We start from the raw sequence: 22,456 nt of genomic DNA, 5'->3' as shown, positions 1-22,456 counted from the left end.
AGCAGGATCGACGAGCGCATCGGCTCTCCGGCCTCTAGCGATGCCTGCATCCTGGTGCAGCTCCAGCGCGGACGACGCAACAACCTGCGGCAAGTGCCAAGACGCTTGATCTTGGTTCATCCGATCGGCGGCGACGTCGGGTGCTATCACGAACTCGTCGCGCGCCTGGATCCCGAGTGGGAAGTGTTGGGTATCCAGATGTCCGAGGAACACGATCTGAGCATCGAGCAACTCGCACAACGCTACGTGGCGTTGATGCGGTCGGTGCAGGCCGATGGCCCCTACCATCTGGCAGGGTTTTCGCTGGGTGGCCTGCTGGCCTTCGAGATGGCCGGACAGCTCGAAGCGGATGGGCAAGTGCTGGGATCGTTGAGCCTGATCGACTCGATGCTCATCCATGGAACCTTCGATCATGTCGATGCCGATCTGGTTGCCTTGATGGTGCTGCTGCAGGAGCTGGGCGTGGTGGAGGAGCAGCATGTCGCCGACCTGCAGGCGGTCTACCGGGCCTATGGCGTCGAACGTGCGCTCGCTCATGCCGCCGAACACGCCACGGCCCATGGCCTTCTACCGTCGGCCCTGGGCGTGGAGGCGCTGCGGGAGCGTTTTCGGCTTTGCCGGAGCAACTGGACGGCTGCCTCGCGTTACTCGGGGCGACCCTACGCCGGTGCTGTGCATTTCATCGGCGCCGCGGTTGACGCCATGCCATGGGAGCAGCGCGGTTGGGATGCGCTGGCCGCCATGCAGGTGGCGCCAGCACTGGCGTGTGACCACTTCCAGATCCTGCGCGCTCCGCACGTGGACACGGTGGCGGCCTGGCTGGCCGAAACGGTGCAGCGGACCAGCGGTTCGCTGGCGGAACTGGAAGAGGTCTAAAAAAGATCCATCCCCTGCATCCAAACGGCGCACTGGCTGGCTCCAATTAGTACAGGGCTCTCGCAGCCCGTTTACAGAGAGACGAATCATGGATAGCAACTTCATTCCCGTTATCGGTGTCCTGAGCATCGCGGTGATGCTCATCACTTTTTCCATTCTCAATAGCCGCAACCAATCGGAGGTGCAGCGCACGTTGCGAGCCGCGTTGGAAAACGGGGTGCAGCTGAATCCGGCGCTGGTCGCGCAGATGAACACCAGCCGCCCGTCGCCGACTACCGACCTGCGTCGCGGCCTGGTGATCATTTCGATCGGCTTGGCGGCCGCCGTCGCCGGCCTGATCACCGGATCGATGACCGAATTCGCCACGGTCGCGGTGTTCCCCTTGTTCATGGGTCTGGCCTTTCTGCTGATGTGGAAGCTGGACCGACCGAGCGCGACCTGAGGTCTCGCGCTTGCGAGACCAACTCCCATGCTTCCCATCTGAGCACCGACCAGGATGTTGATGTCCACCAGCGACAATGAGTTGATCGCGCGATTCCTGGCTGGAGACCGGCGTGCCGCCAACGATCTCGTCAGGCGGTATCAGTCGCCGATCCGCCAATTCCTGCGCAGATTGACCGCAGGCGATCACGCGCTGGCCGACGACATCGCACAGGAGACCTTCATCCGCATGCTCGGCGCACTTGGGAGCTTCCGTGGCGACGCCAGTCTGTCGACCTGGCTGCACACGGTCGCCTATCGCCAGTTTCTGCGCCAGGTGCAGGCGAACATGCGTCTTGAGTTCGTCGAGGAGATGGAACCCCACGTCGAGGCGGTCGACGCCTCCAACGCAATGTCCGACGTACTGCTGGAACAAATGATGCGGCATCTGACCATCAACGAACGCCTGGCGGCGACGCTGGCCTTCTCTGCCGGAATGTCCCACGGTGAGATCGCCGACGTGACCGGAATGCCGTTGGGCACCATCAAATCCCACATCAACCGCGCGAAGAAGAAGCTCGCTCGGCTGCTGGACATCGAGGAGGAAATCTCGTGAATATCAGCGATCCCATGCGCGACGATCGTGAAAGCGGGCCGTCCGCTATCGCTCACCTGCTTGCCTACCACACCCCGCTCGACGGCAGCGATTTCATCAACAAGGTCGCGGCGGGGGCCGCGCGTGGCCGCCAGCACCGTACCTGGCTGCTGGGCGGGGCGATGGCCATGGCCTCGGCGACGGCACTGGCCATGCGTCCCAAGGAATTCAATGCTCCGCCTGTCATGGCGGATCTTCTTCATGAAGCAGCCCGGATTGCTGGCAGCATCCCGTCCGCGGGGCTGTTGGCCATGCTGCTGGTGATCACCCTTTGCCTGGGTGTCAGCAGGGCAATCGACGGCATCTAAGCAAGCAAGGAAGGACATCACATGGAAATCAAGCACAGCCATCCGATTCGTCTGCACAACGTGTCCAAGGTCTACGACACGCGTTTCGTGGAAACACATGCTCTAAGCGGAGTCAGCCTGGAAATTTCCAGGGGAGAGTTCGTCTCGATTTCCGGGCCTTCGGGTTGCGGCAAGTCGACGCTGCTGTCGATCCTGGGGCTGCTGGACAGTCCCAGTTCCGGCCAGTACTTCATCGACGGCGTCGACGTGTCCTCGCTGGACTTCGACGGCGGCGCAGCGATCCGCAACGAGAAGATCGGCTTCGTTTTCCAGTCGTTCAACCTGATCGACGAACTGAGCGTGTTCGACAACGTGGCGCTGCCATTGCGGTACAGCGGCAAGACCTATAGCGCCAAGGAAATCGATGCGGCCGTCGATGCCGCGCTGGAGACCGTGAGCATGCTGCATCGCCGCCAACACCTGCCCAACCAGCTTTCCGGCGGCCAGCAGCAGCGCGTGGCCATCGCGCGGGCCATCGTCCATTCCCCCAGCATCCTGCTGGTCGACGAGCCCACCGGCAACCTGGACTCGCAGAGCGGCGACGCGGTGATGTCGCTGCTGAAATCGCTCAACGCCAAGGGAACGACCATCTGCATGGTGACCCACGATCCTGCCTACGCGAACGAAGCCGCCGTCAAACTGAGGCTGCACGACGGCAGCATCGTCCAGCCGCGCGTTCTGGACATGGCAGTATGAGCCGCCTTGCCTTCGTTCTGCGCCACGCGCTGCACAACGTGCGCCGCAAGCCCATGCTCTCCGGCTTGATCGTCGCGAGCATGGGGATCAGCATCGGCGCATTGCTGTGTATCCTGACGCTGTGCTACCTGCTCATCGTGCAACCGCTGCCGTACAGGGATTCGCAGCAGTTGCATGTGGTCACCCAGGAATTCGTGGATGGTGGCGGCGAGGTCAAAGGCGAGGCCTACACGTATCCAGGCGTGCTGTACCTGGAAGACAAGCAGAATGTGTTCAGCGAATCCGCCGCGCTGTACTACTCCCAGGACGTAGCGACCTCGCTGCCCAACCAGGCCGTGGTCAATACGACCTACGCCAACCCGCGGCTGTTCACTCTGCTGGACGTGCCCATGCAGCTGGGGCGCGCGCTCGACGAGCGCGAGAAGCTCAACAGCTTCATGCCAGTCGCCGTGCTCAGCTATGAGGCATGGCAACAGCAGTACGGAGCAGACCCAGAGATCCTGAAGCGCAAGATCGATATCGGCGGCAAGGCATTCAACATCGTCGGCGTGACCGCTCGCAATTTCCACGAGCCGCAGCTCTCCGAAACCGGACGCAGCACCGATGTGTGGCTGCCGTGGGACTTCAACCCAGCCGGCGAGGACAAGCGCGGCAGCTGGAGCAGCATCAACGGCGCGATCTACTGGATGGGCCGGCTCAAAGACGGCGTCAGCGCGTCGCAGGCCCAGCAGATGCTGACCTCGTTGGCAGATACCCGGTGGCGGCCGGAAGTGGCAGGTAAGCCGTTTTTCGCGGGCTGGTCGATCCGCACAAAAGTGGCGTCGCTGCGCGATTTCGTGACCGGCGACAGCAGCCGCATGGCACTGTTGTTGCTGATCGGCGTCACCGGGCTCACCTTGATCAGCTGCGTCAATATCTCCTGCCTGATGATGTCGCGCGCAGCCGAGCAGCAACGTTCTATGGCGATCCAGGCATCTGTGGGTGCGCGCATGCGCCAGCTGTTCGTCGGAAAACTGGTTGAGATCGGAGTGCTGATGGCGGCGGCTTGCGTACTGGGCCTGGTCATCGCGGTCGTCGGGTTTCATATCCTGCAGGCCAGCATGGACACCATCCTGCCGCGCGTAGGCGAGCTGCGCCTGAATGGCGTGACCTTTGCCGCGGCGATATTGATCGGCGTCGTTCTGTCCCTGGTCTTCGCCTGGCTGAGCATCAGCGCAGTGAACTACAAGGCCCTGGCCAGAATGGTGCAGAGCGGCAGCAAGGGCGGTGGATTGCAGTTGTCGCGCCGCCGGCAGCAGTTACTGGTCGGCACCCAGGTGGCCATCGCTTCGTTCCTGATCTTCTGCAACATCGCGCTGTTCCTCAATGCACGCAGTATCATCGATACCGACATGGGTTTCACCGTGGACGGTGTTTACCGCCTGGTGCTGGACGATGCCAGCCAGACGGAACAGACCGACGAGCAGCGCCTGGCGACCCTACAGGCGGTACGCGCCTCGCTGGCTGGTATGCCCGGTGTAACGATGGTCAGCCAGTCGGGTTCGCCGCTGTCTAAGTTCTCCAAGATGGCGTTGACCAACGCCAGTAGCGGCACGCCATTCGCTCCATTGCGCAAGGCTGTGGATGCGGCGTACTTCCCGATGATCGGCCAGCCGCTGGTCGAGGGGCGGAACTTCACCGTCGAGGATGTACGTGAGGGGCGCAGGGTCATGATCGTGGACCAAGCCTTCGCCGCGGAGATCGGCGCCGATCCCTTACGCAATCGGCTTTCGACCGGCGATGGCGAACCATACGAGATCATCGGCATCGCCGGCAACATGACGCTTCCCAACGAGGAGCCCGGCTTGCCACGGACGTATACGCCGGTGGGCGCGGATGCGAGCTACTTCCTGATCAAGGCCGACCGCACGATTGAGCGCGAGGAGGTGGTCGGCCGGGTCAAGGAAGCGACTTCCGCCTTGGTTGTCAACGAGTTCGAGGCGTTATCGGCAACACTGCACATTGCCTTGTTCAAACATTGGGCCACGCTGACCATCTCGGCCGCGCTCACGCTCATCATCGTGTTGCTGTCTGGTCTGGGCGTCTATGGCGTGGTCAACAACTCGGTGCGGCAACGCCGCTTCGAGCTGGGCACGCGCATTGCGATCGGCGCCAAGAAGCGCCAGCTTCTCGGCTTGATCGTCCGCCAAAACCTGGTGCCAATCGCATTGGGCATCATCGTGCAGCTACTCGCCCTGGCTATTCTCTATGTCTTCTGGAAAGACTTGGTGACGCCGTTCCTCAGTGCACAGTTGATCGCCGTGTTCGCGCTGAATCTCGCGGTCGTCGTCGGACTCGGTCTGAATGCATGCTACCTGCCGATGCGTGCACTGTTCCGGCAGCCACCGGCCTTCATCCTTCGCAACGAATAGGTCAATGGAATGAACAACGTTCTGGAAGATTCAAAGCAAGCTGCAGCTGACGGTTCCATGGCGGGTGACACGCAGTCGGTCACCCCTGATCCCGCACACGCCCTGCCGCTGACTTTGGAGCCGGGGGATGTCGAAGGCCCGCTGGAGCAGTGGCTAGAGACCAATCGGGAAGCGGTCGATCAGATGCTCTACCGCCACGGGGCCATTCTCTTTCGCGGCTTCGACATCGATTCGGCGGAAAAACTCAACCGGGTGGCGGTCGCGCATGCGGGCGAGCTGCTGGGGTACATCGAGCGCGGGGCGCCGCGGGTACAGTTGGGTGACAAGGTCTACTCCTCGACGGAATATGCCGCCGAAGAATCGATCCCAATGCATCACGAAATGTCCTATTCGCACCATTGGCCCAGCAAGCTGTATTTCTGCAGCCAGTTGGTGGCGGAGGAGGGCGGCTACACGCCCCTTGCCGACGATCGCAAGGTATTCGCGGCGATTCCGTCGGATATCAAGCAGCGCTTCATCGAGCGCAAGGTCATGTACGTCCGCAACTACGGCTTGGGAGTGGACATGGACTGGCGCGAAGCCTTCCAAGTGGAAACCCGTGAACAGGCCGAACAGTATCTGCGGGAAAGCCGGACCGAGTTCGAATGGCTGCCGGATGACGTCCTGCGGACGCGCGCGGTGCGCCAGGCCATCGCCACCCACCCCAAGACCGGGGACACCGTGTGGTTCAACCATGCGCACCTGTTCCACAGTTCGAACATGCCCGCCGACGTGCGCGATTTTCTCGTCGAGGAGTTCGGCGCCGAAGGTATGCCGCGCAATGCCTATTACGGCGACGGAAGTCCGATCGAGGATTCGGTGGTGGCCGCGATCAGGGAGCTTTACGAAGAGCACTCTATGCGCTTCCCGTGGCGGCAGGGCGATGTGCTGTTCGTCGACAACTTCCTGCTGACGCATGGGCGCTCGCCATTCAAGGGGCCACGCAAAGTCTGCGTCGCCATGGCCCAGCTTTACACCAACAACGCTATTTGAGACCAGAAGGGGACAGGGATATGTTCGTTTTGGACGATATCGATGGCATCCGTCTGCAGGGATGCACACTTGCGACCTTCCAGCCGGCGCAGCCGCTTCCGCTCGTCGTCACACCGCTTCCTGGGCACGCCGGCCGGCTGCTCGAGATCGCCTCGGGCCAACGGGCAGCGCTTGAGGCGCTGCTTACACGGCATGGCGCCATCCTCTTTCGTGGCTTCGAAGTTTCCTCGCCGGCTACCTTCGACGAGTTCATCTCGAACGTATCCTCCGACGCCTTGTTCTACAGCGAACGCTCCTCGCCTCGGCATGCCGTGTACCGCAACATCTATACGTCCACCGACCATCCTGCGGACAAGGAGATCGTTCAGCACTCCGAGCAGTCCTACAACAAGTCATTTCCGCGCAAGATCTTCTTCTACTGCGAGAAGCCGTCGGCCAAGGGCGGTGCGACCCCACTGGCCGACGCAAGGAAAATCTACCGGCGCATCCCGGAGGAGACCGTCGCCCAGTTCGAAAAGCGGCATTATCGCTACGCCAGGTGCTTCTGGCAGGTGATGGGCACTACTTGGCAGACCGCTTTCCAGGCCGAGCGCAAGGATCAGGTGGAAGAGTACTGTCGCAGGAACGACATCCACTTCGAATGGCATCCTGGGGATGTGCTGAAGACGTACCAGGTTCGCCATACAACGGCCTACCATCCCGTGAGCGGCGAGGCTTGCTGGTTCAATCATTGCGCGTTCTTCAATTTGCTGTCGCTCGACGAAGAAACCCAGGAAATCCTGCGCGATTCATTCGAGCCCGACGAGCTTCCCAATCAGACCTTCTATGGCGATGGCCACGGCATAGCAGACGAAGTCGTGCGCCAACTGCAACACGCGTATCTTTCCGAGCGGACCGAGTTCCAGTGGCTACAAGGCGACCTGCTCATGATCGACAACATTCTGGTCACACATGGACGCAGGAGCTTCGAAGGCGAGCGTTCCATCCTCTGCGGGATGAGCGATGCGACCCGCTGGGACGATGTCGCCCCCAGGCCCAGCGCCGTCGCGGAGGCCTGAAATGAGACACGACTACGCCACGGATTACTCCCTATGGGGAATCTTCAGGCGATTCCGCTGGTCGATCATCGGCACCTTCAGTCTTGTCATCATCGAGAACGTCATTTTCATCGCTCAGCCGCAGTTGATCGGACGCACCGTCGACGGGATGATCGCCGGCAACTACTTCAACCTGGGTGTCTATATAACGGTAGCCATGCTGTACGTCTGCGTGACCACCGCGCGCATGAGCTACGACGATCGCACCTATTCCCGCATCAGGGCGCAACTCTCAATCGAGACGGTGGTCCATCAGCAGCGCGCCAAAAGTTCGCTTTCGGAAACCTCCGAGCGTACGGCGCTGTGCGACGAGATCCTTGGTTTCTTCGAGGGAGGCTTGTTTGTGATCGTCAAGTCCTTCGTGGAAATCGTGGGCGCCATGGTGATGCTGGCGTACATCGATTGGCGCATCTGCCTGATCGCATTTTGCTCGATGACCATCAGCCAACTGATCTGGCTGGCGACGCGCTCGCGCGTCAAGGCGCTGTTTACCGAGCGCAACAACCAGAGAGAGAAAAAGGTCGAGGAAATCGAATCCGGCGATCACGATCGAATCTCGCGCCATTTCCAGAAACTTGCGCACATCAAGGTCAAGCTGTCGGATTACGAGGCATTCAGTTCCGGAGCCTTCGAGTTGATGGGGGTGGCGGTATTCTGCTTCGCAGCGTTGGCGGCAATCACCCAGGACAATGTGACCGCAGGCGTGCTCATCGCCTGCTTCGGCTACGTCAAATCCTTGAACAATGCCACAACGCGGCTCCCCAATATTTTCCACGCAATCGTCGGTGTCAACGAAATCTCCGGGCGATTGCAGGCAATGACGCGTTACCAGGCTTCCCGGGAGCACGCCTCTGCCGGCGTGCCCGATTCCAGTGAAGCGCAAGCCCGCTGATACACGATAGGACGGTTCGCATGGATGTTCAAAAGAAAATGTCGGGCAGGCCCGCCTGGCGGTCGAGGAAGAAGTTGATCGGTGCAGGAGCGGGCGTCGCCATTCTCACGGCGATAGTGGCATCGCTGTCGATGGGCAACGCCATGGCACTCAGCGAGCGCGACCTGGTGATTGACAGCGTACAGCAGGGCAGTCTGGATGTGACGGTCGAAGGCTACGGCGAACTGGTATCGGCACGTCAGCAACTGCTCACTTCTCCTTCCCAGGCGACAGTGAGGGAGATCGTGCTCAAGCCGGGCGCTGAAGTAACCGCTGACTCGGTCATCGTGCGTCTCGACGATCCTCAGCTGTTGAAGGAGTTCCAGTCCGCCAGGCAAGAACTGAACGAGTCCGAATCGGCGTTGCGCCAGCTGCGACTCACCAATCAGCGCGAAATGATGAAAGAGCAGGGAAGCCTGGCCGAGCTGGTAGCCGACCACGCCACGATCACCGCGCAACGCGACGCAGAGCAGAAGCTCGTCACAAGCGGCATCGTGTCCCGGATCAGCTTTGAAAAGACCGTGCAGACCGAGCGGCAACTGGCACAACGCATCGCCTTGTCGCGCGGCGGCATGGTCCAGCTGGAGCAACTGCAGCGAGAGTCGCTGGCGGTGCAGGACGAGCAGGTCGGCCAGAAGCGTGCCAATCTGGATCTGGCGCAGAACCAATTGGATCGCCTTACCGTCAGGGCAGGCATGGATGGGGTGCTGCAGAAACTGCCAGTGGAAGTCGGGCAGAGTCTTCCGCCAGGCGAACAAGTCGCCTTGGTCGGCAGTGCGACGGATCTGGTGGCGCTGATCAAGGTTCCGCAGGGCCAGGCGCAGTCGGTCCGCGTTGGCAACAAGGTGGCGGTCGATACGCGCCGCGAAAAAATCAATGGTACGGTCACGCGTGTGGTGCCCATCGTTGCCAACAACACGGTTGAGCTGGAAGTCGCGCTGCCTGCGATCGCCGGTACCAGCGCCCGCCCCAACCTGAGCGTGGATGCCAACATCATCGGGGATCGCCTGGAACGAGTGAAGTACGTACGGCGTCCGGCCGGGGTCGTCTCAGGATCCAGCGCTCAGGTCTATGCCATGAAGCAGGGCTCCAGTACTGCGACTCGCAGAAGTGTGGTCTTCGGGCGCAGTGCCGGACCCTACATCGAGGTAATCTCGGGCCTGGATGTCGGCGAGCGGCTGATCGTCTCGGATCTTTCCAAGCTCAAGCTCGATGGCGAGCGTCTCAGCGTCAGGTAACGTCTTGATTGGGGTGATCCATTACGCATCGCGACCCGGGCCTCCATCGGAAGGTGCACTAGGCTGTATCGACATTCATTTCAGCCACATTGGGATAGAGGCCAGATACAGGAAAGCCAAGAAATGCGTTGGCTTGCGATCGAAGCGCGTGACGATACGGCGGAACTGCTTGAGCTTGGCGAAGCAACGTTCGATGCGATTGCGTAACCGGTAGCGTGCTTTGTCGTAGCGGCGCGGCCGCTGGCAACTGCGTGGAGGGATCACCGCCTTGGCGCCTCGTGACCTGATCAACGCCACCAGTTCACGACTGTCATAGCCCTTGTCGGCCAGCACATATTTCGGCTTGAACCCGGCCAACAAGGCGCGCGCCTGCGTGATGTCGTTACGCTGCCCACCTGTCAGCACGACCCGCACCGGCCGGCCCTGGCTATCCACGGCCAAGTGGATCTTTGTGCTCAGGCCTCCTCGGGAGCGCCCCAGAGCCGAGTCCGAAGCCCCCCTTTTCCGGTCGCCGCCTGTGCATGCGCCCGGACGATGCTGCTATCGATCATTAGGTACTCGTTGTCTCGAACCCGAGTCAGGCTCTGGAAAATCCGCTCCCAGACGCCCTTGGCGGCCCAACGGGTAAAGCGTTTGTGCACGCTTTTGTAGGCCCCGTAGCGCGCCGGCAGATCACTCCAGCGTGCGCCGGAGCGCAACACCCACAGCACGCCATTGACGAAAGTCCGGTTGTCCGCTGCTGTGCGGCCCGGGTCACTGGCTTTGCCTGGAAGCAAGTCTTCGATCCGCTCCCATTGGCTCTGGGTCAATTCATAGCGGCTGGGCCGCGACGGGCTGGTCTTCGACATCCCAAAAAATACCGCTGAATGTCGATACAGCCTAGGCCACGTTGTTAAGTGGGTTTTACGTTCACTTGCCCTCCGCCCCCCTGCAATCGCACTTGGATGAACTCCAGCAACGCCCGAACCCGCGAAGTGACCGAATGACGGTGACTGTAGGCGCCAAGCAATTGCAGCGGGGCAGGGCGTAGATCCAGCTGCACTTCCTGCAACCTGCCTGCGGCAAGATCTTCTTGGCACGGGTAGGCAGCAACGATTGCGAAGCCAAGGCCCTGACGCGCGCCCGCCACCGCAAGTTCGCCGCTGTTGACGCGGTAGCGGCTGCGCACAGGCACCTTCACGATCTCGCCCCCAGGATCGAGAAACTGCCAGGGCTGACCCTTCAGTGCGCTCACGGTGGTGATGCACGGCAGGGACTTGAGTTCGCGTACATGGCGCGGCATTCCGGTCTGGGCCAGTAGCGTGGGAGACGCGACCACGATGCTGGGCAAGGTCGCCAGTTCGCGGGTGATGAACGCGCTGTCGTCCTGACGTCCTCGGTGGAAGACGATGGAGAGATCCATGTCCTCGCGCAACACTTCCAGGCCGGTGAGGCGCGTGTCGCATTCCAACTCGATGCCCGGATGGAGGCTGCAGAATTCGGCGAGGATCGGCGCGAGCAACCTGGGCGCTTCGTTGGGCATGCACATCCTGAGAGGCCCCTTCAATTCGCCTTGTACTGCGCCGAGTTCCTCCTCCGTGGAGAGCAAAGCGTCGAGGAGCGGCTTGGCTCGCGCATAAACCAGCCTCCCGGCTTCCGTCATGCGCAGATGGCGCGTGCTGCGTTCCAGCAAGCGCACGCCCAGCCTGCGCTCCAGTGCCGCGACATGACGGCTGACGTTGGACGACGGCAAGGCCAGCAGGCGCCCAGCCCCGGAAAAGCTCTGCGCGTCGACGACGGCCACATAGACGCGGACTGCATTCAGATCGAGGTTGGTGCGCACCATTATCCCAAATGGGGTATGAGATCCTGCCATTTTTGCATGCTAGTTAGCGGAATTGGCGAGGTCCAAGATGCACTCCCGTCCAATGGCTGCCCTTCAATGGCGCGCCTGGACCAATCGAATCGGGATGTATCGGCATGGAGATCGGAATACTGGGGGGCGGCATTGCAGGCTTGAGCGTGGCCCTCGCGTTGCACAAGCAGGGGCACACCCTCCGCGTCTATGAACGTCGGAACGGGCCGGCCACCATGGGCGCTGGCGTGACGCTATGGCCCAACGCGGGCTTTGTGCTGCAGGAACTCGGGTTGTTGGAGGATGTCGGGGCAGTGGGCGGTCGGCCAGTGTCGGTACACCGCAAAGACGCAGCGGGTAACGCACTGGGAGGCCTGGACATCACGCTGCTGGACCAACTCATGGGCTACCCGACCCATACGATCCTGCGTCGCGATCTGCAGGCGGTGCTGCTGGACCACGTGGCACGCGCTGGCATCCAGGTGGAGTTCGGGCATCGGGCGGTCGCGATTGATCTGGATGCCGGCGACAAGGCCGTGGCGCGCTTCGAGAACGGCAAGAGCATCTCTCCGGATCTGCTCATTGGGGCGGATGGCCGCATGGGCTCGGTGGCGCGCAAGTTCGTCGCCGGGGACAACACGCCCATCTACCAGGGGTTCGTGAACTGGATAGGCGTTGCACAGGGCAACGGCCCGTTGCTGAGCGACATGGCGATTCACGATTACTGGGGGTCTGGCGATCGTTTCGGTTGCGTGCCGATCCGGACGGATCTGGTGTACTGGGCCGCCGCGCAGGCGCGGCCATTGCCCGAGGCGACGCCCGCAGCGGAGATGCGCAAGGAGGTGATGGATCTGTTTGCAGGATGGCCCGAGCCTGTCGCCCGCCTCATCGAAGCCACGCCGGCGCAATCCATCCAACTGATCGCCGTGCACGACGTCGAGCCGCTGCACACGTGGAGCCGAGCAAACGTACTGCTCGTCGGCGATGCGGCGCACGCGCCGCTACCAACCTCGGGTCAGGGCGCCTGTCAGGCGTTGGAAGACGCCTGGCATCTGGCGCGGTGCCTCGAAGAGGCAGACGGCGCGCTGGATCAAGCATTGCCGCGCTTCGCCGCAATCCGCGGGCCAAAGACCACCAAGCTGGCAGAGCAGGGCAGAATGTTCGCGCGCGGCCTGTTCGCCCAAGACCCCGAAACCTGTCGTATTCGCAACGATCGCGCCAAGGCGTCCGATCCATTGCGTGATGCCCAGGCCATGGCGGCTGGATGGTCGCAGGGGTTGCCGATGGCGGACTGCATTGACGGCACGCCGGCGAACGGCGCTGGTAGTCTGTATCGCCTATGACAGACAATCCTGATGCGAGCGTCGCGTAGCACCTCCGCTGCAGGGAGTATTTCTACCGGATCCGGGGATCCATTTTATTGGGTTGCTACGTCATGCTGATCAAAGACCTGCCACTGCGCTGCCCCTGCTGTGGTTACAAGACGCTTTCCGAGCGAGGGGCATTCGAGATCTGCGCAGTTTGCTTCTGGGAGGATGATGGCCAAGATGACGATGATGCTGATGAGGTACTAGGCGGTCCGAATGGCAACCTCAACCTCACACAAGCCCGAGCTCACTATCAGCAGTTTGGCGCCTCTCGCAGACAGGATCTCCCATATGTACGCCCTCCCTTAAGTGAAGAGAAGTAGAGCCGGTCCTAGCCAACGCGACTTCCTGGCTCGGGTTACGCCGATATCGTGAAAGGTTTTCTTATGGAAGCAAGCGTAACCGGGAAGCGATTAGGGAGGTTTATCGTGGGTGGGATGACGGCTCCCGAACCCGCTTGAGTGACGCCTACGCCGTGCGGCCGCTGGATTGGGAGTACTGGTCTCAGGGGCAATCGCATAGATGGGCTCATTGATTGCCGGGGTGACTGATGACCGGAGAAGAGACATGCAGCGTTCCGACCTTGTCGAGGACTGCAGCGTCCGAGCGCTCTTCAATTGCGCGGCCTTCGTCACCAGGGCTGACGGCTCAGCGAGATGCTGGTGGCCGAGGATGCAGGGCGGCTGGTGGGAATGGTTGGCCTGTTTGTGGCGCTCTCATGTTCAACGGAGACGCCGCCTCGGCCTACGAGGTCGTATGGTAGAGAGATCCGCAAGCGCAGAGTAGGGGGGTATGGAAGGCGCTTCTGGAGGCTATAGAGCCCGCCTGTGCTGCGCGCGGCTGTCGAGCCGTCCAGATGGCCCAACTTGCGAGCAGCCCGCCTCAGGTAGCCGCGATCTACGTACACTCGGGCTATGAGTACATGGAGTCGAGCTACACTAAAATCTTGTCACCTTGATATGCAAAGGGATGCTTATGGCGGCGAAGGATTCAGGAACTGGACCAACTGTGTTCTGGTCGTGGCAAAGCGACTACGATGAAAAGAACTGCCGTTACTTCGTTCGAGATGCCCTCCAAGAAGCGCTTAAGAAGGTTGGCGACAGTATGGAGCTTGAGCCCGCGGACCGACCAAGTTTGGATCACGATACTAAGGGCGCTAGGGGGATGGTGGACATCAAGTCGACTATTCTCAAGAAAATCGCGCGATGCTCTCTCTTCGTTGCTGATCTCACGCCCATTGGAAAGACGGCCAAGGGGAAATTGATTCCGAACCCAAACGTCTTGATCGAGCTTGGATGGGCCATGCATGCTCCTGGCGAGGAGTTCATCCTTGGTGTGCTCAATAAGGCGTCTGGCTGCGTGGTCGATGATCTTCCGTTCGATATTCGAGGCAGGCGGGTAGTTCAGTACGATCTCGCTCCAACAGCGACTAGTGGGGAACGCAAAGCGGAACTCATGAAACTCGTACCTCTCTTGCAAGAAGTAATCGAAGAAGAGTTAAAGCTACAGTTGGAAAGCGCCGAATCTCTTAGGCGGGAATTGGCGACTAGTATCGAAGGTGTTGAATCGAATACCCTCGACCCTTCAGTTTGGCGGCTTGAATCCGGTTTAGTGCGGCATGAGGAGTTTGGACGCCCGGTAAGTATTTATTTTGCCGATGGGCCACGAGCGTACATTCGGGTAATTCCAGCGCCACACTCAACGCGTGGCCCAAGCCTCTCTGCCTTTGAGCAGCTCAAAGGCAGGAATACGATCGCGCCCGAAAGCACTGGATGTTCAAGTGGCTCTTTTGGCGGGGCAGAGGATGGTTACATTCAGTACTGGTGGAACGGTAAGGAGCCGCGTGAAGTACGGAACGCCACCATGTACTTCGAGGAAAGTGGAGAGATCTGGAGCTTCAACGGCGGGGGCTTTTACCGCGACAATCAAGAGAGGCTGATGATTCCCGTGCCGACGATGCTGAGAGAGTTCTATCGAATCCTGAAGGCGGCGCTTGAGATCCAGGATGCTCTGGGCTGGCCGGGGGCTAGGAAGGTCGAGGTAGGTTTCGTCTCACAGGAAGTGCCTTACTTTCATTTATCTACCGGCGAAAAGAAGATGGGGCGAAAGACAAATTGGAATTTCGAGGAGTCCCGTGGCTCTTGGACTAGTGAGGCGGTTGAGTCCTTCTCGATTGATATGGTGCAGTCCTTGTTCTCTGTTTTTAGTGTTCCGCCACCTGATGCTGCGCAGGTCAAGAACCTTCTTGTCGTAAGCTAGGCCTTCACTTGCATAGGCAGTCAGGTGCTGAGAGGGGAATTAAATTGAGTTTGACGACTATCTTGGATTGCTGTTGAAAGACGCCGATGGCGGGAGCCGAGCTTCGCATCCCTTTCCCTACCCTCGACTAAGCTTTTTGCAAATGGCAACCCAACAGCAACCAGATTGCGTGCTGCGCAAACAGAAAGGGCCTGCATTTCCGCAAGCCCTTGAAATTTATGGTGACCCAGGGCGAATTCGAAGCATCTAAACGCGGACTTTCAATCCCCGAGGCATCTTTCTGCGGGCAATGTAAATTTTAACTACACAAGATTAGACGGATTTATCGGGGGCAGGGAAGGGCACTTCCGACTCGACCAGAACTTCTGCCCAAGCCGATAGCTGACGTTGGCAATTCCCGCAATGCCGGCGTAGCCAGTCATACGCATAGCAGGCCAACACCACGTGGCCCTCGGCAGTGGTGCGTCGGTCCGTTTGATCGATAGTTGGGCCAGACCATCCAGATTCCCGACGATCCTCTCGCCGCCGACTCGGCGGCGACTTTGCTCGTGCTCCCCCCGTGGGGGGCAGCGTCTGGCAGCCTTGGCACGAACACGACCGTCCACGTCCGCTGACGCGCGCTACCGCACCGGAAGCACGCTAGAACTTCGATTCTTCCATTTCGTTCGACCGGCCCGGGGTGTAACTCACCTCGAGCGAGGCACTCATCCGGATGACAGCGGTGGTATGCCAGTAGCGGCTGCGCTGGCTACCGTAGCCTCCGTCGTGGCGGCGCAGGCGCACCAACCACATCAGGTCGGCGTCGCGGGCCTCCAGGTACGCACGTACGACGTCAGTGCGGCACCACAGGCGTGAGCCTTCGCTCGCACCTTCCTCATGTCGGCCGGATTCGATCCACGCGTCGGCCCGCACCACGGTGTCGCCGGCAGCGTTTTCCCAGGTCCGGTCAAACGGATCGCCAGATCGCAGCTTGGCGAACGCAGTGACGTGCTGGCTCAAGCGCGGGCGCTGCACCGCGCCGTCGGCACCCAGGGAGTCGGTCTCGTCCAGATGCGCATAGGCTTCCTTGTGCACGATCCACGGCATGTAGGGCGCATCGCGCTTCAAGGCCACGCCGTCGTCTTCGTACATCTGCAGCTGCGGCACATAGGCTTGGAAGGGCCCCTGAGCGGCCACCTCCTCGGCCAATGCGGCGCTCTGGTCCCGCGGCGCCAGGGCCGACATCACCCGGATCTCGACGTTCTCGTTGGAGTGCCAACTGCCATCTACGGTGAGCCAGTCTCCCACCGAATCCCCGATCCCGAGCAACGACTTCAGTGCGGCCGGATCCGCGGTGAGGTCCATCGTGGTGTCGCCCATGGCCATCAAGGAGACCCAGGTGTCCAGGGGTTGGCGGTCCACGCCGTCCGCAAGCCACAAGCCCGCCGGATGCGTCACGACCTCGCGCGCGAGCCAGTCCTCCCACGGATCTTCCTGCTCGTAGCCGCACCAGACCACCGGGTGTGCGGCGAGCAGATCGCCGGCCACCGAGAACAAGGCGTGCCAGGCCAGCTGCTCGCCGTGAGCTTGGTACTCGGCGTCGATGCCGCGTGTGTAGTGGTCACGCCCCGGTCGCGACCGCCCTTTGCGATCGCTCATGAACTCGATATCGGCGTCGTGTTCACGCATCTTGGCGACGAGGGCATCCACCGTTTCCCAATGCGGCCGTCGGAACAGGCTCGCCAGCTGCGCAACGTCGTCCTTGCTGAAGTCGTAGTCTAGATGCAGTTCCGGCTGGGGCTCGGCCATGCCCTTGGGGCGCATGGGGGAGAAGTCGCTCCCGTAGTAGTCCTTCTCCTTCTGGGCCGCGAAGCTCGATCGATTGACGCGCTGTAGCTTCTGGACCCGTGCCTTCGACAGGCGCACCTCACCTGCATTCACACAGGCCAGCAGGGCCTGCGCCGCGAAATGCCGCCGAAGCACGTGGCGGTCTACGGCGTCCAACGCGATCGCTTCGAGAAAATCGGCATGCCGAGCGACGACCACGGGCGCCTCCAGCGCGATGCGCGCCATCGTGATCAGCAACCAGAGCTGGGCGTGCTGGTAGAAGAACGGCAACTCCGGTGCCTGGAAGGGGACCGCGTCGCGGCGACGATACTTCGCAACGACCCCATCCAACACCTCGGCACGTCCGAGGAGGACCGCCGTGCGCAGGCTATGGGCGGCGAACCACCGCTGCCGGGTGACGGGCGAACCGAGCTGGAACCAAGTGATTGCCGCGATGGCCTCGACCGCATCCCCGGTGAAGGTCATCGCGTCCTGCCAAGCCCCGTCCTCCGTGTTGGACGCGAGCTTTGCCGGCCCGCTCTGCAGCAGGCGTGTCAGCGCCGCCTCGCCCACGCCGCGCGACGTCTTCCCGTTGAACTCCGTAGCGAAGTTGAGCCACACCGAGGCCGGCACCGGCATCTTGGGACGGGTGAACTCGTGGATGAGGAGCATCAGAACGTCGCGGCGCGCCAGACCACAGATATCCTCGAGGGCGCAGATATGCGAGTCCGACAGGTAGTCGAAGGAAATGTATTCGCGCGCATTCACCCGTGCGATGACTGGTGCGCATGCCTTGAGCGCGTCGGCTACGGCGAGCGAGGAGCCGGCCCATTGCTCCTTGCAGGTGCGCAGCTCCCGTTCTTTCTCGTACAGGTCCAACATGTCGAGCCGCGCGATCAGCGCGAGATAGTCAGGCCATTGCTTGAACGCCACCTTCGCTCGCAGCGCATCGAGGACATCGCCCGAGAAGCGCATGTTCCGATGGTACGTGCGAGCCGCATCAAGGACGCGCCCCACCGCAACCTCTTCGAGCGGATTGGTGTCCGCGGCGAGCTGCAGGAAGTGCGCCTTGGCCTTGGACTGCTCGTCTTCCCAGGTTCGAGGCGCGGCGTCGGCTCCGGGCGCGCGCCAGTTGGCGCGCGTGTTGTGGTCGTCACGCTTGACGTCGATCCGATCCGCCGCCGCGTCCAGGTACTGCCGCTGCCATGCGTCCTGGCCCAGCACCGCGCCGGCGAAGCGGGCAAGTGCGCGGGGCGTTTCCGAGCCCAGTGAACCGGGGTTGTTCTGCAGGTATTGCGCGACGAGCTCGGTGGCCACGGGCGGCACGCGTGCGGACGGCTTGGATTCGAGGGTGGCGACCAACTGCGTGGTCCCGCACACGTAGAGCTCGGCTGGATTCGACAGCCGCAAGAGCGTCAGGGCGAGCTCGGCGTCGAGCTTGTCGTCCTCCAGTAAGGCCCGCACGTACGGCAACAGCGTGTAGTCCAACGAGATTCGCCCGCGGTCCTGCCACCGCGCCAGCCTCGCGAGCCCGGCCACACCGGATACCCGGCTCATCGCGGCGCCGTAGGAGCCCCAGCCGAACCTCTGCTCCTCGCCGAAGTTGAGCTCGCAGATGTTGGACAAGGTGTGGCTCTCGCGCTGGCCGAGACCATCGCCGGTCAGCGCGCCGGCGAAGTGCATCAGCCCCTCGACGAAGCGGTAGTCGCCCGAGCCTATCGCATCCATCTGCTCTAGCCCCTTGCGGAAGTACGCGACCGCTTCGACGGGGCTGGCCAACGCGATCGCCTGCCCGAGTCGCGCGAAGTGTGCGGCGCGATCGGTGACATCGTGGTCTTTCTCGGTGGCCGCGCTCGCCTTAATAGCGAGCGTGCCGGCCATGGCATGGAACACCGGCCGGGACGCCAGCAAGGCGACGAGCCCGATCAGGCTCGACACGGGCGTAGTATCCGGTTCGCTGGCCGCTTCGATGTATGCCGCGACTTCGCCCGCAGAAAATGCGTCGTTCGCCGCAAGAGCCAACGCCAGCAAGCACTCGCCGACCGTGTTGTGCTGCCGTTGCGCCGAGCGGCCACCCGAGTGGTAGTCGTCGGTACTACGCAGCGTAATCCAGCGGGCCGTCAGCGGCGCCAAGCTAGGTGCCGCGGAACCGGAACCGACAACAGCCTGTGCGAAGTCGCGCGCGATATCGAGCCAGCGCGGCATTCGCTCGTTGATGAATTGCAGGGCCGATGCGTGGTGGCTGTACTCGTGGCGCGCATCTTCCTTCGCATCCCGGGCGGCCTGAACTTTCGCCTGGTGGTCCGCTTCCAGTGCCTCCTTGAGCGCGGTTAGGAACTCCGCGTCCGACAGATTCGGAGCCAAGGTCGCAGCGTGCTCGGCCAGTTCGCGCGGTAGCAGGTGGCGGGGACCAATCGGGGTGCCGGACGCGCAGCAGGCGATGACCTGCCGCGCAATGTACGTGGCGACCTCACCGATCCAGTACGACGAGTCCATGAACACGTGAATGCTCGGCGGCACCAAGGGCAGCGCCGCAAGGATCGCGGTTGCCTGGGCAGGCATCTCCAACCGCACCGCCTTCGCCGCAGCCTCCACCATGCCCTGTACCAACGGGCGTTCGTCGGGCCGGTAGTGATCCCGAAGCTTCACCCGGCCGTCCGCCATGCATGCCGCCGCAAGCGACTCGAGCTGGGCGCGTTGCTGCTCCGGGCTGCCGTCGGTGTAACGAATTGCCGCGGCGATCGGCCCGATCGACGCCAGCGCATCGACACAGGCCCGGATTACCTCGGGTGGAAGCAAAGGCGCGGCCTCGGGCCGGCGCGCCAGCTGGAACATCGCCTTGGCGGTGTCGTACCCGTACTCGGCGCTGACCCAACCCGATAGGTCTCGAGCCGCCGCCTTGCCGTCGCCCTTGAGCAGGTAGCAGAACGGGAGCGCCGCCAAGTCCAGCACCGTTGGGTGCGCGCGGTCATGCGCGTCGCTCTTCTGGTCGAAATAGTGCTGCAGCCACTCAGCGACCCACCGGGCGTGCCAGATTGCCTCGGCGGTCTCGCCCATCAGCCCATGAGCAATCGCCAGGCGGGCGTGGCGCGAGCCGGGCCACGGGGTTCGTGCCTCGAAGATGCGCCGAAGCGAATCCGGATCGGCCGAGGCGACCACGAGATCGGGGTAGTCCAGCAGATACGTCGTTCCTCGTTGGTCCATCGCGGCCAGGGTCGACAATTCGACCAGCAACGGTACAAGGTGGTCGAGGTCATTGACACGAACGGCGTGCGCCACGGCGGCGCGAAGTCGCGCATGGCGAATTGTCTGCTGGCCCATGGTGCCGGTGATGCTCGCAGGCAGCCGCTCGTCGAAGGCTAGCTGGAAGAGCTTCTCGCCATCCTCGAGCTGCAGCAGCAGGTCGGGAAGCGTCGTGGCGGCATAGACGGAATCGCCCTGCATGGCGAACAGGTTCGTCGCCAGTTCACGCAGCGGCGCCGCGTCGCCGGCGTATTTGCGCCGGACGAGGTTTTCGGTGGGCTCGTCGCGGAACATCAGGCCATGCTTGGTCTGCTCCAGCAGCGGCGACAGGTCTGCCGCGAAGCTAACGACTGCGCCTTCGGCCATGCCGTTGACTTGCGCGAACTCCTTGAGCGGCACGGGCGGCGGCAAGGTGGCTAGACCCGCCAGGAAAGCGCGGATGCTGCGATCGGTGTTGCCCAGCTTGCGTGCCTCCACCAAAGCATGGTCAATGCGGTGCTGGATCAGATCGTCCAGCGCGATCGGCTTGTGGATCTCGCTCGGCGCCAGCAGGCTAGGTTCTGCGGCCAAGTGTTCCAGCACACGAGCATTGCCCTTGGACCGAGCCTGGCCCACCTGGACCATCGTCTCGGTCAGCTTGCTCACGCGGGTGCACAGGAGCGCACGTGTCTCTCGCTCGACGAACGGTACCAGTTCGAGCTCCTCGGCGGAGATCTCGCCGGTTGCGGCGAGCCGCCGGTGCGTTCGGGCACTGACGACCACCTGCAGACCGGCGATCGCTGCGCCGTGCTCCAAGCTCTGCAGCAGCAGGCGCGGGAACGAATCCTGATTGCGATCGCGAGCGATCTCGCTGGCGTTATCGATCGCGTCGAGCAGCAGGATCAGTTGCCGGTCCGCCGAGCCACGGCGCAAGGTCGCGACGGCTTGTTCCAGGCGCACGCGGAAGGCGCGAAGGATGTCTTCGCTGTTGCTGGTCGAGGGCAGCATGGGATCGCACAAGCCTCGACAGGCGAGCTCATTGGCGATATGCACTAGACCGCGGCTCGGCAGGTGCCTGCTATCCTCGTAGGCACGATATTGGCCCATGCCGAAGCAGTCGAACAGGATCGTCTCGTGCTCGTGGCCCAGGCCGGCGGCCAGCGAGTTCATGAAGACCGTCTTTCCGAACCCGCCTTCGGCATGCACGACCAGCGGCCGGGTGAGCCGCGGGATGCGGTGGACGGTGTCGTCCAACTGCACGCGATCAACCACTTTTCCGATCGGCGGAAAGCTCGCCGGCGCCGGGAGCAGGTCCTTGTCGTCGGAAAGGCCCAACGCAGCCAGCACGTCCGTGCGCACGATGACGTTGCGGTGCTGCTTGATCAAACCGGCCTTGTCGCGTGCCATGTCCCGGATATCCGCGAGACGGCGGCGGGCCATGTGGTCTCGCGCGTCTGACCAGTCCACCAGGGTAAGTGCGAGCTGCTGCTTGTTCTCGCGCAGGTCGCCGGTCAGGCCGATCATGTCCAGCCGCGCGGCGAACTCGGCGAGGTCCTTGCCCTTCAGCTTGCAGGCATCCACCACCTGCTTCGCCTGCGTTTTCGCATCGCCCTTGAGTGGCCTTTGCGCCGCCAGACCTTCGATGGCCTCGAGTAGCGCGGCCTTAATGGGCCGGTTGGTGACCAGCTCGAACCGCAACTTTGCCCGCGCCTTGTCGGTCCCAAGCGACGTCTTGCAGGCGCGATACGTGCGCGCGAACTTGTCGATCGTCTTCCTCGCATCCGCCGCCCTAAACGGCTTGTGCTCGGCCGCCTTGGAGTATTTCACTTGGACCACCACCACGCGCTTGGCGTGCTGCAGGGTGGCCCGGCCTCCGAAGTACATGACCGCGTCGGCGATCTCATTGCCTTCATTCGAGACGCCGCGCTGGTCCTCGTTGGCGAAACCTTCCACTGCAATGCCAACCAACTCGGCACCGGGCAGGAGCAAGCCCAGGCACTTTCGAGCGACCCAGGCTTCGTGGAATTCGTGGCCATCGCGGGAGGCGCGGACGGTGTCTACCGCCGGGCGCGTTCGGCGGCTGGCCTTCCTCTTGGGCTTGGGCGACGCCTTGGGCTTCGGCGTGGCCTTCCGCGGGGTTGCGGTCTTGAGCGTTGCAGTGGACTTCTTTTTATCCTTCGCCATTACCGCTTCCGCCAAGACCTGATCTAAGGATACCCGAGCGGCACTATTCGGGATCGACGTTGAGAAGTAATCGGGATTGCT

The 22,456-nt window shown here is 62.2% G+C and carries 15 protein-coding genes; 12 read left to right on the top strand and 3 right to left on the bottom strand.

The window, feature by feature from the left end:
• The 10 genes from SLW56_RS09025 to SLW56_RS08980 form a co-directional block, all read left to right on the top strand.
• Positions 1–876, top strand: an 876-nt coding sequence (locus SLW56_RS09025) for a thioesterase domain-containing protein (RefSeq protein ID WP_320694719.1), incomplete at its 5' end; no start/stop codon positions are given.
• Between the two features lie 88 nt (positions 877–964).
• Positions 965–1,318 (top strand): DUF6249 domain-containing protein, encoded by a 354-nt coding sequence (locus tag SLW56_RS09020; RefSeq protein WP_267085274.1) that lies wholly within the window; start codon positions 965–967, stop codon positions 1,316–1,318.
• A gap of 60 nt (positions 1,319–1,378) precedes the next feature.
• A complete protein-coding gene (locus tag SLW56_RS09015; protein WP_320694718.1) occupies positions 1,379–1,912 on the top strand; it encodes a sigma-70 family RNA polymerase sigma factor in 534 nt (177 codons plus the stop codon).
• Entirely contained in the window at positions 1,909–2,259 is a 351-nt protein-coding gene (locus tag SLW56_RS09010) for a hypothetical protein (RefSeq protein WP_267085272.1), read from the top strand. Before SLW56_RS09015 ends, SLW56_RS09010 begins: the two co-directional genes overlap by 4 nt.
• A gap of 60 nt (positions 2,260–2,319) precedes the next feature.
• Positions 2,320–2,994: an ABC transporter ATP-binding protein gene (locus SLW56_RS09005; protein WP_320694717.1), complete on the top strand. Its 675-nt coding sequence runs from the start codon at positions 2,320–2,322 to the stop codon at positions 2,992–2,994.
• Positions 2,991–5,405, top strand: a complete 2,415-nt coding sequence (locus SLW56_RS09000) for an ABC transporter permease (protein WP_320694716.1) — start codon at positions 2,991–2,993, stop codon at positions 5,403–5,405. The genes SLW56_RS09005 and SLW56_RS09000 overlap by 4 nt, the downstream gene beginning before the upstream one ends.
• Positions 5,406–5,414: 9 nt before the next feature.
• Positions 5,415–6,437 carry a TauD/TfdA family dioxygenase gene (locus SLW56_RS08995; protein WP_267102883.1) on the top strand — a complete coding sequence of 341 codons (1,023 nt, stop codon included), beginning with the start codon at positions 5,415–5,417 and terminating at the stop codon, positions 6,435–6,437.
• Between the two features lie 29 nt (positions 6,438–6,466).
• The gene (locus tag SLW56_RS08990; RefSeq protein ID WP_267113238.1) at positions 6,467–7,495 is read left to right on the top strand and encodes a TauD/TfdA family dioxygenase; all 1,029 of its coding nucleotides are present in this window, start codon (positions 6,467–6,469) and stop codon (positions 7,493–7,495) included.
• 1 nt (position 7,496) lies between these two features.
• The gene (locus tag SLW56_RS08985) at positions 7,497–8,426 is read left to right on the top strand and encodes an ABC transporter six-transmembrane domain-containing protein (RefSeq protein WP_267085267.1); all 930 of its coding nucleotides are present in this window, start codon (positions 7,497–7,499) and stop codon (positions 8,424–8,426) included.
• Positions 8,427–8,446: 20 nt separating this feature from the next.
• The gene (locus SLW56_RS08980; RefSeq protein ID WP_267085266.1) at positions 8,447–9,703 is read left to right on the top strand and encodes an HlyD family efflux transporter periplasmic adaptor subunit; all 1,257 of its coding nucleotides are present in this window, start codon (positions 8,447–8,449) and stop codon (positions 9,701–9,703) included.
• A gap of 75 nt (positions 9,704–9,778) precedes the next feature.
• On the opposite strand, the gene SLW56_RS08975 is transcribed toward SLW56_RS08980, so the two are convergent.
• Together SLW56_RS08975 and SLW56_RS08970 are read right to left on the bottom strand one after the other, a co-directional pair.
• Positions 9,779–10,551, bottom strand: a protein-coding gene (locus tag SLW56_RS08975; RefSeq protein ID WP_267085265.1) for an IS5 family transposase whose coding sequence is annotated in 2 segments (ribosomal slippage) — positions 9,779–10,209 and positions 10,209–10,551 — 774 coding nt in all. Because the reading frame shifts where the segments join, the coding sequence is not laid out codon by codon here.
• A 44-nt stretch (positions 10,552–10,595) separates the two neighbouring features.
• A complete protein-coding gene (locus SLW56_RS08970) occupies positions 10,596–11,528 on the bottom strand; it encodes a LysR family transcriptional regulator (RefSeq protein WP_320694715.1) in 933 nt (310 codons plus the stop codon).
• Positions 11,529–11,662: 134 nt separating this feature from the next.
• Here SLW56_RS08970 and SLW56_RS08965 point away from each other — a divergent pair, with 134 nt between their 5' ends.
• Both SLW56_RS08965 and SLW56_RS08960 read left to right on the top strand, forming a co-directional pair.
• Positions 11,663–12,880 carry an FAD-dependent monooxygenase gene (locus SLW56_RS08965; protein WP_267099817.1) on the top strand — a complete coding sequence of 406 codons (1,218 nt, stop codon included), beginning with the start codon at positions 11,663–11,665 and terminating at the stop codon, positions 12,878–12,880.
• 999 nt (positions 12,881–13,879) lie between these two features.
• Complete coding sequence (locus tag SLW56_RS08960; protein WP_320694714.1) at positions 13,880–15,163, top strand: hypothetical protein; 1,284 nt, start codon at positions 13,880–13,882, stop codon at positions 15,161–15,163.
• A 639-nt stretch (positions 15,164–15,802) separates the two neighbouring features.
• On the opposite strand, the gene SLW56_RS08955 is transcribed toward SLW56_RS08960, so the two are convergent.
• Complete coding sequence (locus tag SLW56_RS08955; RefSeq protein ID WP_320694713.1) at positions 15,803–22,375, bottom strand: NACHT domain-containing protein; 6,573 nt, start codon at positions 22,373–22,375, stop codon at positions 15,803–15,805.
• Between the last annotated feature and the right edge of the window lie 81 nt (positions 22,376–22,456).

Origin of the sequence: Xanthomonas sp. LF07-6 (assembly GCF_034105445.1) — a bacterium.
In the GTDB taxonomy this organism is placed as follows: Bacteria; Pseudomonadota; Gammaproteobacteria; order Xanthomonadales; family Xanthomonadaceae; genus Xanthomonas_A; species Xanthomonas_A sontii.
This window is presented reverse-complemented; position numbering and strand designations above follow the sequence as displayed.

What these genes read in the sequence shown, in the direction of transcription:
- SLW56_RS09020 (WP_267085274.1), top strand. Translation starts at nt 965, where the DNA reads ATGGATAGCAACTTCATTCCCGTTATCGGTGTCCTGAGCATCGCGGTG.
- SLW56_RS08985 (WP_267085267.1), top strand. Translation starts at nt 7,497, where the DNA reads ATGAGACACGACTACGCCACGGATTACTCCCTATGGGGAATCTTCAGG.
- SLW56_RS08980 (WP_267085266.1), top strand. Translation starts at nt 8,447, where the DNA reads ATGGATGTTCAAAAGAAAATGTCGGGCAGGCCCGCCTGGCGGTCGAGG.
- SLW56_RS08955 (WP_320694713.1), bottom strand. Translation starts at nt 22,375, where the DNA reads ATGGCGAAGGATAAAAAGAAGTCCACTGCAACGCTCAAGACCGCAACC.
- SLW56_RS08960 (WP_320694714.1), top strand. Translation starts at nt 13,880, where the DNA reads ATGGCGGCGAAGGATTCAGGAACTGGACCAACTGTGTTCTGGTCGTGG.
- SLW56_RS09015 (WP_320694718.1), top strand. Translation starts at nt 1,379, where the DNA reads ATGTCCACCAGCGACAATGAGTTGATCGCGCGATTCCTGGCTGGAGAC.
- SLW56_RS08995 (WP_267102883.1), top strand. Translation starts at nt 5,415, where the DNA reads ATGAACAACGTTCTGGAAGATTCAAAGCAAGCTGCAGCTGACGGTTCC.
- SLW56_RS09000 (WP_320694716.1), top strand. Translation starts at nt 2,991, where the DNA reads ATGAGCCGCCTTGCCTTCGTTCTGCGCCACGCGCTGCACAACGTGCGC.
- SLW56_RS08965 (WP_267099817.1), top strand. Translation starts at nt 11,663, where the DNA reads ATGGAGATCGGAATACTGGGGGGCGGCATTGCAGGCTTGAGCGTGGCC.
- SLW56_RS08970 (WP_320694715.1), bottom strand. Translation starts at nt 11,528, where the DNA reads ATGGTGCGCACCAACCTCGATCTGAATGCAGTCCGCGTCTATGTGGCC.